Genomic DNA, 12,001 nt, shown 5'->3' with positions numbered 1-12,001 from the left:
GCCGTCGGGTGCCGTCGGGTGCCGTCGGGTGCCGTCGGGTGCCGCGGCCAGCGTCGGGTCAGACGAGGGGCTTCGCCATCTTGACCGAGGTGGTCTCGTAGCCGAGCGACTCGTAGAGCCCGCGAGCGCTCGTGTTGAACCCGAAGACGCTCAGCCCCAGGGTCGTCGCGCCCTGTGCGCGTGCGTAGTCCTCGCCGAGCAGCATCGCCTGACGGCCGTAGCCCTCACCGCGGTGCTCGGCGTCGACGACGACGTCCCACACCCACCACGCTGCGGGGTCGTCGGAGGTGTCCGGACCGATCCAGAGATACCCGACAGCGCCACCTGCCGCGTCGACGAGATCGAACACTGCGTGCCCGCCTGCGGGCAGCCCGCCAGGGAAGTCCCGGTCGAGGCTCTCGCGCGCCCGGCGACGGGCGTCTTCAGGTGTCGCTCCGAGGGCGACAAGATCCGTCGCGTACTCCGCGGCGCTCCTGTCGAGCCATCGTGGGAGGTCCTGCGGGGCGAGGGGGCGGAGCGAGATCGTCACCCGAGGATTCTCGCAGGCCCACGTGCCTGCCAGCAGCGGCGGTCGACTGCCGAGGCCCTCAGCGTCAGGCGCCTGCTGCCTGTCCGGTGCCTGCTGCGGGGCTCGGCGGCCGCCCTGTCGGGAACGGTTCCTGCGGGTCGTCGTCACCCCGGGTCAGGAACGACATGAAGACGTGCGCGACGACGACGGAGACGATCACGAGCGGCATGACCGACAGCCCTTGGGACAGCAGCAGCGTCGCCAGCAGCACCGAGACGAGGGGCATCCGGAGCATGACGACGCACATCGCGCCGATCCCCATCGCTGCACCGGCCACCGTCTGGAGCCCTGGCGCGTGGGACAGAGCGATCCCGCCCGCAGCCCCGATGAACATCCCGGGGAACACCGGCCCCCCACGGAAGACACCGAGCGACAGCGCATAGGTGAGGCTCTTGAAGAAGACGAGGAGCACGAGGGCACCGACGGAGTAGCCGGAGGTGTGGACCAGGAGCGGCCCCAGCGCGGTCTCGCCCGAGAAGAGGACAGCCTCAGGGCTCCGGTCGGAGACCGCGCCGTACGCCATGGCGACGAGCCCGACGAGAGAGGCCACGACGACAGGCGCCAGGACCGGCCGCCCTGCGCCCCGCGTGCGGACGAGCCTGGAGAGCCTGCGCACACCGATGCCGAGGAACGGCGCGGCCAGGCCGATGACGACAGCCCACCCGAGCTGTGGCACGTCGGGCCGTACGAAGTCCGGGAGGCCAGGGATGGCCAGCGATGCGGTCCCGAGCCCGGTGACGGAGCCCAGCCCCACGATGACGAGCGCGCCGACACCTGAGGCGAGCAGCCCCGGGACGAGCATGAAGCCGAGCGCCGCGCCTCCGGTCGCGGAGGCCTCCATGAGGAGGAACGCGCCGAGCAGCGGAGACCCGAGGAGCAGGCTGATCGCGGCGAAGGCGCCGGCTGCGCCCAGCACGGCGACGGCCTGCTCGTCGTCGCCACGCCTCACGAGGCTCGGGGCCCACGCGGCCAGCCCCGCCCCGAGGGCGATGAGCGGTGCCTCCGGTCCGACGACGGCACCGAGGCCAAGACTCGCCAGCGCCGCCAGCGCGATGCCAGGGATCTCGCGAGGCCGCGGCGGAGGTCCCGCGTGGAAGCCGTCGGCCGGAGAGTCCCCACCCTTCCCGGGGAGGTACCGGACGCACAGCCCGACGATCAGCCCCGCCAGGACGAGCGGTGGCACAGGCCACCAGAGCGGCACCGGGTCCAGCCCGAGCGCCGACGGGAGGTCGTGGTAGACCCAGTGCTGCATGTGGTGGACGAGCTGCAGGTACGCGAAGGCGACCGCCGACACGGGCACGCCGACGGCCGCTGCGAGGAGGAGGAGCTGGCGGTACCGCCGAGAGTGCAGGCTCGGCAGAGGCTGTGGGGCCGGCGTCAGGTGTGACGGCATGATGCCCATGGTGCTCGTCGCAGCGTCCGCGCTCATCACCCACCAGGGATGAGGAGCCGAGGCGTCGGCGGCGCCACGGATCAGTGGCGGTGAGCTCCAGCGCCTGTTCTGCGGTCACCCCGCGCGGGACCTGGCGAGGTCGTGCCGGAGCGGATCGTGGCTCACCCGGCGCGCCTCAGAACGTGAGCGTGACGTCCTCGGCGGTGCAGGCACCGGCCGAGTAGGTGATCGCGTCCATCATCGTGCTCATGGTCTCGTCCTCGGTCCCGCCGGAACCCGCCTCGAGCGCCAGCAGCGACAGCACCGCGAAGAGCCCGTAGGTCTCGGTCGGAGCCGTGTCCTTCTCGTCCTCGGCGCGGAGGTAGATGTCGTCGTAGGCGTCGGTGTCTCCGGGCTCGACCGCGCGCAGGTCCGAGACGATCGTGTTGAAGCTCTCGCAGGAGGTCTTGATCTCCTCTGACGTAGCACCCTGGACACCGAAGTCCTCCGGTGCGTCCCCTGTCGCGTCGTCGTCGTCCGAGCTCGCGCCGTCGCTGCTGTCCGAGAGCTCGTCACCCTCGCCCGTCGTCTCCTCGGTGGCATCGTCCGTCGTGCCGGTGCCTGTCGAGTCGTCCTGCGTGACGTCCGTGGTCACGTCGCCCGATCTCGAGTCGTCGGACGAGCACGCGCCCAGGGCGAGCACCAACCCTGCGGTGAGGGCCGTGGCGGTGAGAGAGCGTGCGATCTTCATGGGCTGGGATCCTGACGACGGGGCCGCGGAGTCGTACCGCGACCAGCTGAACGGTGCCCCCAGAACGTACCTGCCGCGCTACGGCAGCGGGCCGCCTGGCGATGGGGAGTTCTCCCGGTCCCCATCGCCTAGGCGCGCGGGGTCGGGGCGAGGGCCACGAGTGGCGCATCGCCTGCAGCACTTTTGGTCAACCGGTTGACCAAGCCGGCATCGGCGCATTACGGTGTGCGCAACCGCTTAACCACGATGACGAGGTAGCAATGGACCAGCGAGGGTTCTACCGGCCGGACGGCGCATGGGTGGGGGATGTCATCCCCTGGCAGGAGGACGGGGTCTTCCACCTCTTCTACCTGCACGAGACGCGCCGGGCACCGGCCGACGGCATGCCGTGGCACAGGGTCGTCACCGACGACCTCGTCACCTTCCGCAGCACGGGCGAGGCACTCCCCTCGGGAGGCCCGACCGCCGCGGACTTCAACGTCTACACGGGCAGCATCGTCGTCGACGCCGAGGGGACGCACCACGCGTTCTCCACCGGGCAGAACCCGGCGGTCGTCGGTGCTGACGGAAGAGCGCTCCAGCTCGTCATGCACGCGACGAGCCGTGACGGCATGCGGTCCTGGCAGGGTCACCCCGCAGAGACCTTCGGTGCGTCACCGGGCTACGAGACCGGAGACTGGCGTGACCCCTTCGTCTTCTGGGACGCCGAGGCCGGTCTGTGGCGGATGCTCGTCACGGCCCGCCACGACCACGGACCCGACCGCCGCCGCGGTGTCGTCGCGCAGTGCGTCTCCCGCGACCTCAATACCTGGGAGCCCGCGGCACCGTTCTGGGACCCACGTAGGTACGTCGCCCTCGAGTGCCCCGAGGTGTTCCAGTGGGGCGGCTGGTGGTACCTCGTGTACTCCGAGTTCAGCGACGCCTTCACCACGCGCTACAGGATGGCCCGCTCCCTCGACGGCCCGTGGGTCGTCCCCGAGCACGACACGCTCGACGGTCGGGCGTTCTACGCCGCCAAGTCGGCGGAGCGCGACGGTCGACGCCTGTTCTTCGGCTGGATCGCCTCCCGCGAGGGTGAGGCCGACGACGGCGCATGGCAGTGGGCGGGCACCATGTCCGTCCTCGAGGCCGAGCAGCGCGCTGACGGCACGCTCGCCTTCCACCCCACCCAGGAGCTGCGCGACACCTTCGCCGACCCTGCCGACGTCGTGCCAGCCAGGACCGTGCTGAGCGCACCCGACGGGTACACGAGCGTCGTCTCGTCCGAGGACGCCCCGTCCGCGTTCAGGCTCTCCGCCCGGTTCGACCTCACCGAGGGCACCCGGGAGGCCGGCCTCCTGCTGCGCGCGAGCGCCGACGGGGACGAGGGCTACGTGCTGCGCCTCGAGCCGCACCGGCACCGGCTCGTCCTCGACAGGTGGCCGCGCCAGCAGACCGGGACCGAGCAGTGGCACATCTCCGGGGACGTGCCCTTCGTCGTCGAGCTCGAGCGGCCGTGCCGGCTCGACCCTGGTGAGCACGACCTCGAGGTGATCGTCGACGGCGACCTGTGCGTCGCCACGGTCGACGACGCGACGGTGCTGAGCACCCGTCTGTACGACCGCCCTGCGGGACGGGTCGGCGCCTTCGTCGGAGAGGGCACAGCCACGCTCTCCCACCTCACCCTCGCCCCCCGTGCCACACCCCAGCCCGCGAGCCCGCTGGACGACGCCGCGACCCTCGACGGCGACGTCCTCGACGGCGACCTCCTCGCCGCCACCACCTAGACATCCCCACCTGCCGCCCGACCACCCCCCTCGATCAACGGAGATTCGACCATGGTCACCAGGAAGCGCACCGCAGCACTCCTCACAGCCGCCGTCACCGCCGCCGCCCTCGCACTCAGCAGCTGCGGGGGCGCGGCCGGCGGAGCCGACCCCACCGACGTGAACCCCGAAGGAGAGATCGAGCCCCGCGAGATCTCCTGGCTCCTGTCACGGCCCGCTGACGGCGGTGTGATCACCGCGATGGAGCAGATCGCCGACGAGTACGCGGCCGACCACCCGGGGTTCTCGCTCAACCTCATCACCACACCCGACAGGCCGTCGTACATCCAGAAGTACGAGACCCTCGCCGCGGCGAACAAGCTCCCCGAGCTCTTCGACACCGACGCCACGCCCTTCGCGCAGAAGCTCGCGGGCCAGGACCGCATGGTCGACATCGACCTGCTGCTCGCCGACCTCGGGCTCGACGACGACTACCGCGAGGCGGCGCTCAGCTACCAGCGCTTCGACGACGGCTCCCTGTACATGGTCCCCTTCGAGTTCCAGCTCGAGGTGTTCTGGTACAACACAGCGATCTTCGAGCAGGCCGGGGTGAGCGTCCCCGCCACCCTCGACGACTTCCCGGCGATGTGCACAGCGCTGCGCAGCGCGGGGGTCACCCCCATCGCGCTCGACGGCCAGGACCAGTGGCCCCTCGAGAGGTACATGGCCTACTACCCCTTCCGCACGACCGGGGCCGACTTCATCCAGGACCTCAAGAACGGTGACGCGTCCTTCGCCGACCCAGCCGGTCAGGCAGCAGCCCGGTGGCTCGCCGACCTGGGCGAGGCAGGCTGCTTCGCCGAGGGCTTCTCCTCGACCGGATACGCCGACGCCCAGGCGCTGTTCACCTCGGGCAAGGCAGCCGTCTACAACATCGGCACGTGGGAGCTGGGCAACCTCGCGACCGATGCGCTCGACCCCGCAGTGCAGGGCTCGGTCGACTACTTCACCCTGCCGACGGTCGAGGGTGCGGTCACCGCTGAGAACGAGTACGTGACCCCGTCGGGCATCGGCATGGCGGTCAACGCGCAGACCTACGACCCGCTCGTGCGGGACTTCCTCGGCTACGCCCTCGAGCGCTACCCCGAGATCTACGCAGCGACCGGCGCGCTGTCCCCGACGACGACCGCCCAGACGACCATCCCGGCGGACGCGACAGACCTCTACTCCCGTCTGGTCACGCAGGCAGACGAGGTCGGCACCGCGATCGCGATGCCCTGGGACACCCAGCTCGACCCCGCGACCAACACCCGCCTGCAGCAAGAGCTCACCCTCCTGGTGCAGGGCGACATCACGCCCGAGGAGTTCACCACGACGATGGACGCGGCCCTGGCGGAGAACCTGCGATGACCGGGCTCGCCCACGCCGGGGCGGGCGCTGCGCCCGCTGGCCCGGCGCAGGAGGCGGCGGCCGTCCGCAAGCCCGCGCCGGTCCGCTCCCGCTCGCGCACACCGATGCGGACGTCGATGCTCCCGCGCCGCTCGCGCCTGTCGGTGCTCGTCTTCCTCGTCCCGCCCCTGCTGGTCTACGCCCTGGCCGTCCTGCTGCCGATCGGGCAGTCGCTCGTCCTGAGCCTCTTCCGCTGGGACGGCATCACCGACATGTCCTTCGTCGGCATCGACAACTACGTCAAGATGCTCACCCGCGACGACGTCTTCTGGACCTCCTTCCGCAACGCTCTCGGCTACCTCGCCATCTGCCTGGTGCTCCAGCTCGGCGGCGCCCTCGTCGTCGCGGGGCTGCTCACAGCGCTCCCCCGCGCCCGCGAGCTCGTCAAGACCCTCTACCTGCTGCCCGCGGTGATCTCGACGGTGGCCATCGCGCTGCTCTTCCAGCGCCTCTACTCCCTCGAGCCTGTCGGCCTGCTCAACCAGGCCCTCGCCTGGGTCGGGCTGGAGAACCTGCAGACAGCGTGGCTCTCGGACGTCAGCACGGTGCTCGCCGCCGTCTCGGTCCCCGAGGGCTGGCGCTTCACAGGGCTCTACATGCTCATCATCTACGCCGCCCTCATCGCGGTGCCGAGCGAGCTCGAGGAGGCCGCACGCCTCGACGGCGCGTCGTGGTGGCAGATCTTCTGGCGGATCCGGTTCCCGTACATCCGCCCCGTGTGGATCACCACGACCGTCATGGCCACGACCTTCGCGCTGCGCGGCTTCGACATCCCGTACCTGCTCACCAACGGCGGCCCCGGGCAGTCCTCCGAGCTCTTGACGACCTACATGTACAAGACCGCCTTCGTCCACACCGACTACGGCTACGCGAGCGCGATCTCGGTCTTCATCGTCCTCGAGTGCCTCGTCGCCGTGGGCCTGATCTTCCTCATCTTCCGTCGAAGGGACGACTCGTGACCGCGACAGTGCTCACCGCGCCCGCTGCACCCACCCCACCGGCCCAGCCCGCCCCGCGCCGGGCACCCGCCCGCTCGTCGCGGCTGCGTGTGCAGCGCGCCCTGCTCACCGCGACGGTCGTGCTCATCGTCCTCGTCCAGGTGTACCCGCTCGTGTGGCTGCTGCTCACGAGCTTCCGCACGGCCTCCGACTTCGCCGGGGGCAACCCCTTCGCCCTGCCGTCGGACCTCACGCTCGACAACTACTCGCGTGCCTTCGCCACCGGGAACCTCGGGCTCAACGTCCTCAACAGCCTCATCGTCACCCTCGGGGCGAGCGCGCTCATCGTGGTGGCCGGCATGATGGCGGCCTTCGCCCTCCAGGTGCTCGGCTTCCGGCTCAGCGGCTTCGTGCGGGCCCTGTTCCTGCTCGGGATCATCGTGCCAGTGCAGATCGCGCTCGTACCGCTGTTCATCGACTACTCCCGGGTGGGGCTGCTCGACACCCACCTGTCGATGATCATCCCGCTCGCCGCCTTCGCCCTGCCGATGGCCGTCTACCTGTTCTCGTCCTTCTACGAGTACATCCCGCGGGAGATGTACGAGGCCGCGTCGCTCGACGGTGCAGGCCCGTACAGGATCTTCGGGCAGATCACCCTCCCGCTGTCCCTCAACACGATCATCACCGTGGTGCTGGTCAACTCGATCTTCATCTGGAACGACTTCATCTTCGCCAACACCTTCGTCCTCTCCGACGGGCTCAAGACGATCCCGCTCGGCCTGCAGAACTACATCGGCGCGATGGGGAACACTGACTGGACGGCGACCTTCGCAGCCGTGTGCGTCACCGTGACGCCGCTGCTGCTGGTGTTCCTCGTGCTGAACAAGGCCATGATCAACGGACTCGAGAGCGGGGCGACCAAAGGATGAGCACGGCAGGCAGCAGCAAGCACGGTGCGCCGGTCACGATGCGGGACGTCGCCAGGCTCTCCGGCGTCTCGGTCTCGACGGTCTCCCACGTCGTGAACGACAAGCCTGGCGCCCGCATCGGCAAGGACGCCCGGCGGCGGGTCCAGGAGGCCGTCGAGCAGCTTGGGTACCGCCCGAACGTGCTCGCCAAGACCCTCTCCCGTGGGACGTCGGCGTTCATCGGCCTGGTCGCCGACGAGATCGCCACGACCCCCTTCGCAGGCCAGATCATCCACGGCGCGCAGGACGAGGCGTGGAAGCACGGCTTCGTCCTGCTGGTCGCCAACACCGACGGCAACGCGGCCGTCGAGGACGACGCCATCGCGATGATGCTCGAGCACCAGGTCCGCGGGATCCTCTACTCGAGCTGGTACCACCGCGAGATCTCCGTCCCCGAGGCGCTCCACCAGACCGACACGATCTTGGTCGACTGCTTCGCCCACGGCAGCGGCCTGCCCGCCGTGGTCCCCGACGAGGAGCAGGGCGGGCGGACCGCGACCGAAGAGCTCCTCGCCCACGGGCACCGGCGGATCGCCTTCCTCAACACCACGACCCCGTCCCCCGCCCAGACCGGACGTCTGGCCGGCTACAGGTCCGCGCTCGAGGCCGCGGGCATCGGGTTCGACCCGGCGCTCGTCCTCCCCGTCGCACCCGACCAGGGCGGCGGCTACGCCGGGACGTCCCACGTCGTCGACTCCGGTGCGAGCGCCGTGTTCTGCCACAACGACCGCGTGGCGATGGGCGTGTACGACGGCCTGCGCGAGCGCGGGCTGCGCATCCCCGACGACGTCGCCGTGATCGGCTTCGACAACCAGGACGTCATCGCCGCCCACCTGCGTCCCACCCTGTCCACGGTCGCGCTGCCGCACTACGAGCTCGGCGCCGCGGGCGTGCGCATGCTCCTCGGCGTCGACCCTGCCCCGGACGACGAGCCCCGTCTCGTCGCCTGCCCGCCGGTGCTCCGGCACTCGGTCTGAGGAGAGGATCCCGTGCAGACGACGAGCACCGGCGCACCGCGCCCCAGCTTCCACTTCACCCCACGGCAGCACTGGATGAACGACCCCAACGGGCTCGTGCACCACGGGGGCCTGTGGCACCTGTTCTTCCAGCACAACCCTGAGGGTCCCGACTGGGGCAACATGAGCTGGGGCCACGCCACCAGCCCCGACCTCGAGCACTGGACCGAGCTCCCCGTGGCGATCGCCCACCGGCCCGGTGAGCAGATCTACTCCGGCTCCGTCGTCGCATCGCGCACGGGCGACGACGTGCTCACCGCGTACTACACGAGCGCCTACGACGACGGCCACCAGGCGCAGTCCCGCGCGACCAGCGTCGACGGGGGCCTCACCTGGGACCTGGACCCGACCAACCCGGTCCTCGACCGAGGGACGACAGCCTTCCGGGACCCCAAGGTGATCCGCTACGACGACGGCGGCACCCCGCGCTGGATCATGCTGACCGTCGAGGCCGACGACCGGCAGGTCCTGCTCTACTCCTCGACCGACCTGGTGACGTGGGAGCACCTGAGCACGACGGGCCCCTTCGGGGCGACAGGCGTCGTGTGGGAGTGCCCTGACCTGGTCAGGCTGCCGCTGGACGGAGACGCCGACGACTCCCGGTGGGTGCTGCTGCTCAGCACCAACCCCGTCGGCGAGGACCCTGATCCCGCGGGCTCGTCGATGCACTACGTCGTCGGGCACCTCGACGGGACCTCCTTCGTGCCCGAGGTCCCCGAGGTCCGCCGGCTCGACCACGGGCGGGACTACTACGCGGCCGTCACCTTCGACGACGCCCCGGACGGCGAGGCCGTCACGATCGGCTGGATGAGCAACTGGCACTACGCCCGGGTGTTCCCCTCGGCACCGTGGCGGGGCGCGATGTCGCTGCCGCGCACTCTGGCGCTGCGGACGGTCGACGGGCGACCCACGCTCGTGCAGTCGCCGCCGGCCTTCGTCCGCGGGTACCTCGACCGCGTGCTGCCGACGGCGCTGCTGGTCGACGACCAGCCGGCTGATCTGCACCTCTCCGGGCACTCGCTCGTCGAGCTGCGGTGGGACCCCTCGGCCACCGGCGTGGTCAGCATCCGGCTGCGGGGCGAGGAAGACGCCTTCGTGGACCTCATGCACGACCCTCACGGCAGGACGCTGTCCCTGACCCGGGGTGGACCAGCAGCTGAGGCCGTGCACCCCGACTTCCCCTCGACGAGCACGGTCCCGCTGTCCGGCGACGGCCCGGCCCGGCTGCTCCTGAGCCTCGACGGCCCGCTGCTCGAGGTCTTCGTCGGCGACGGCGATGCCACGGCGTCGAACCTGGTCCTCCTCGGTGCCCGTGGTGTGACCCTGAGCCTCGAGGCGGCACGGCCCGGCACCCTGCACGCCGCCGTGGTCGACGTCAGCGCTCACCGGGAGACCAGCATGCCCGTCCCCGCCGCCGCACTCGGCTGACCACAGCCGCGCTCGGCTGACCGCAGCCGCGCTCGGCCCAGCGCAGCCGCTCCAGCACCCCCACGACGCCGGTCCGCCGGCCGCAGCACCCACCGATCCCCCTGCACAGCACCGCACCGAGGGGCCGATCCGTCGCGCCCACCACCTCCGAGAGGAACCCGCAATGATGCCGTCCATCTCACGCCGCACAGTGCTCCGAGGAGCCGGGACCGGGGCGCTCGCCCTGGCCTTCGGCAGTGCCCTCACCGGCACCGCCCGGGCAGCGCAGGGCTCGCTCCGCGCCGTCTACCACATGACTCCGCCGAGCGGCTGGCTCTGCGATCCGCAGCGCCCTGTCACCACGGGCGGGGCCTACCAGCTGTACTACCTGCACTCCGGCCAGAACAACGGACCCGGAGGCTGGGACCACGCGACCACGACCGATGCTGTCACCTTCACCCACCACGGGACCGTGATGCCGCTGCAGCCCGACTTCCCCGTGTGGTCAGGCTCGGCTGTCGTGGACACCGCGAACACCGCCGGCTTCGGCGCCGGGGCTGTCGTCGCGCTGGCGACGCAGCCGACAGACGGTGTCCGCAGGTACCAGGAGCAGTACCTGTACTGGTCGACCGACGGCGGCTTCAGCTTCACCGCGCTGCCCGACCCTGTCATCGTCAACACCGACGGGCGTGCCGCCGTCACGCCCGCCGAGATCGAGAACGCCGAGTGGTTCCGCGACCCCAAGATCCACTGGGACTCCGCCCGGGCCGAGTGGGTCTGCGTGATCGGACGCCTGCGCTACGCCGCGTTCTACACCTCGCCGAACCTGCGCGACTGGACGCTGCGCCGCAACTTCGACTATCCCGACCACGCTCTCGGAGGCATCGAGTGCCCCGACCTCTTCGAGATGACGGCCGACGACGGCACCCGCCACTGGGTGCTCGGGGCCAGCATGGACGCCTACGGCGTCGGCCTGCCGATGACCTACGCCTACTGGACGGGGACCTGGGACGGCGAGCAGATGGTCGCCGACGACCTCACCCCGCAGTGGCTCGACTGGGGCTGGGACTGGTACGCGGCGGTCACCTGGCCGTCGCTCGACGAGCCCGAGACCAAGCGGCTCGCGATCGCCTGGATGAACAACTGGAAGTACGCCGCCCGTGACGTCCCGACCGACGTGAGCGACGGGTACAACGGGCAGAACTCGGTCGTCCGCGAGCTGCGGCTCGCCCGCCAGCCTGGTGGCTGGTACAGCCTGCTCAGCACCCCCGTCCCGGCGTTGAGGGACCACGTCACCGCGACCACCACCCTCCCAGACCGCACCGTCGACGGCAGCGTCGTCCTCCCGTGGGAGGGACGCGCCTACGAGCTCGAGCTCGACATCGCCTGGGACAGCGCGACGAACGTGGGCGTGTCCGTCGGCCGTTCAGCCGACGGCTCGCGCCACACGAACATCGGCAAGCACGGCGCCGAGCTCTACGTGGACCGCGGGCCGTCCGACCTCGCCGGGTACTCGCTCGCGCCCTGGTCGCGAGCCGCCGCCCCGATCGACGCCGACGCGCGGTCGGTGCACCTGCGCATCCTCGTCGACACCCAGAGCGTGGAGGTCTTCGTCGACGCCGGCCACACCGTGCTCTCCCAGCAGGTCCACCTGACCGCGGCAGACACCGGCATCTCGCTCTACACGGACGGCGGCTCCGCAACCTTCACGGGCATCACCCTGCGGTCCTTCGGCGACGTGGCCTAGCGGCGCGAGGCGGCGACGGGTCGTCTGCGTGCCCCGCAGA

General features: G+C 70.8%; 10 protein-coding genes. 7 read left to right on the top strand and 3 right to left on the bottom strand.

All coding sequences use genetic code 11. From position 1 onward, the window contains the following. Positions 1-58 precede the first annotated feature (58 nt). The 3 genes from SANBI_RS05980 to SANBI_RS05970 all read right to left on the bottom strand — a co-directional run bounded on the left by SANBI_RS05980 (position 59) and on the right by SANBI_RS05970 (position 2,691). On the bottom strand, positions 59-529 hold the full coding sequence (locus SANBI_RS05980) for a GNAT family N-acetyltransferase (protein WP_319159883.1): 471 nt from the start codon (positions 527-529) through the stop codon (positions 59-61). 64 nt (positions 530-593) lie between these two features. After that, complete coding sequence (locus tag SANBI_RS05975) at positions 594-1,961, bottom strand: chloride channel protein (RefSeq protein WP_319159880.1); 1,368 nt, start codon at positions 1,959-1,961, stop codon at positions 594-596. A gap of 175 nt (positions 1,962-2,136) precedes the next feature. Then, on the bottom strand, positions 2,137-2,691 hold the full coding sequence (locus SANBI_RS05970; protein WP_319159878.1) for a hypothetical protein: 555 nt from the start codon (positions 2,689-2,691) through the stop codon (positions 2,137-2,139). A 260-nt stretch (positions 2,692-2,951) separates the two neighbouring features. Between SANBI_RS05970 and SANBI_RS05965 the strand changes: the two genes are divergently transcribed. The 7 genes from SANBI_RS05965 to SANBI_RS05935 all read left to right on the top strand — a co-directional run bounded on the left by SANBI_RS05965 (position 2,952) and on the right by SANBI_RS05935 (position 11,961). Further along, positions 2,952-4,457, top strand: a complete 1,506-nt coding sequence (locus SANBI_RS05965) for a glycoside hydrolase family 32 protein (protein WP_319159876.1) — start codon at positions 2,952-2,954, stop codon at positions 4,455-4,457. A gap of 51 nt (positions 4,458-4,508) precedes the next feature. Next, on the top strand, positions 4,509-5,846 hold the full coding sequence (locus SANBI_RS05960) for an ABC transporter substrate-binding protein (RefSeq protein WP_319159874.1): 1,338 nt from the start codon (positions 4,509-4,511) through the stop codon (positions 5,844-5,846). Between the two features lie 116 nt (positions 5,847-5,962). Beyond that, positions 5,963-6,844 (top strand): carbohydrate ABC transporter permease, encoded by an 882-nt coding sequence (locus SANBI_RS05955; protein WP_056133887.1) that lies wholly within the window; start codon positions 5,963-5,965, stop codon positions 6,842-6,844. After that, positions 6,841-7,752 carry a carbohydrate ABC transporter permease gene (locus SANBI_RS05950; protein WP_056131322.1) on the top strand — a complete coding sequence of 304 codons (912 nt, stop codon included), beginning with the start codon at positions 6,841-6,843 and terminating at the stop codon, positions 7,750-7,752. Before SANBI_RS05955 ends, SANBI_RS05950 begins: the two co-directional genes overlap by 4 nt. Continuing rightward, the gene (locus tag SANBI_RS05945) at positions 7,749-8,768 is read left to right on the top strand and encodes a LacI family DNA-binding transcriptional regulator (RefSeq protein WP_319159871.1); all 1,020 of its coding nucleotides are present in this window, start codon (positions 7,749-7,751) and stop codon (positions 8,766-8,768) included. Before SANBI_RS05950 ends, SANBI_RS05945 begins: the two co-directional genes overlap by 4 nt. 12 nt (positions 8,769-8,780) lie before the next feature. Continuing rightward, on the top strand, positions 8,781-10,235 hold the full coding sequence (locus SANBI_RS05940) for a glycoside hydrolase family 32 protein (RefSeq protein ID WP_319159867.1): 1,455 nt from the start codon (positions 8,781-8,783) through the stop codon (positions 10,233-10,235). A gap of 163 nt (positions 10,236-10,398) precedes the next feature. Next, a complete protein-coding gene (locus SANBI_RS05935; RefSeq protein WP_319159864.1) occupies positions 10,399-11,961 on the top strand; it encodes a glycoside hydrolase family 32 protein in 1,563 nt (520 codons plus the stop codon). Positions 11,962-12,001: the final 40 nt, after the last annotated feature.

Origin of the sequence: Sanguibacter biliveldensis (assembly GCF_033798665.1) — a bacterium.
Classification (GTDB): domain Bacteria; phylum Actinomycetota; class Actinomycetes; order Actinomycetales; family Cellulomonadaceae; genus Sanguibacter; species Sanguibacter inulinus.
The sequence above is the reverse complement of the archived record's forward strand: the minus strand, read 5'-3'. Positions and strand labels throughout refer to the sequence as shown.

Coding starts and splice junctions, on each gene's coding strand:
- SANBI_RS05975 (WP_319159880.1), bottom strand. CDS start 1,961: ATGCCGTCACACCTGACGCCGGCCCCACAGCCTCTGCCGAGCCTGCAC.
- SANBI_RS05970 (WP_319159878.1), bottom strand. CDS start 2,691: ATGAAGATCGCACGCTCTCTCACCGCCACGGCCCTCACCGCAGGGTTG.
- SANBI_RS05965 (WP_319159876.1), top strand. CDS start 2,952: ATGGACCAGCGAGGGTTCTACCGGCCGGACGGCGCATGGGTGGGGGAT.
- SANBI_RS05960 (WP_319159874.1), top strand. CDS start 4,509: ATGGTCACCAGGAAGCGCACCGCAGCACTCCTCACAGCCGCCGTCACC.
- SANBI_RS05955 (WP_056133887.1), top strand. CDS start 5,963: ATGCTCCCGCGCCGCTCGCGCCTGTCGGTGCTCGTCTTCCTCGTCCCG.
- SANBI_RS05945 (WP_319159871.1), top strand. CDS start 7,749: ATGAGCACGGCAGGCAGCAGCAAGCACGGTGCGCCGGTCACGATGCGG.
- SANBI_RS05935 (WP_319159864.1), top strand. CDS start 10,399: ATGATGCCGTCCATCTCACGCCGCACAGTGCTCCGAGGAGCCGGGACC.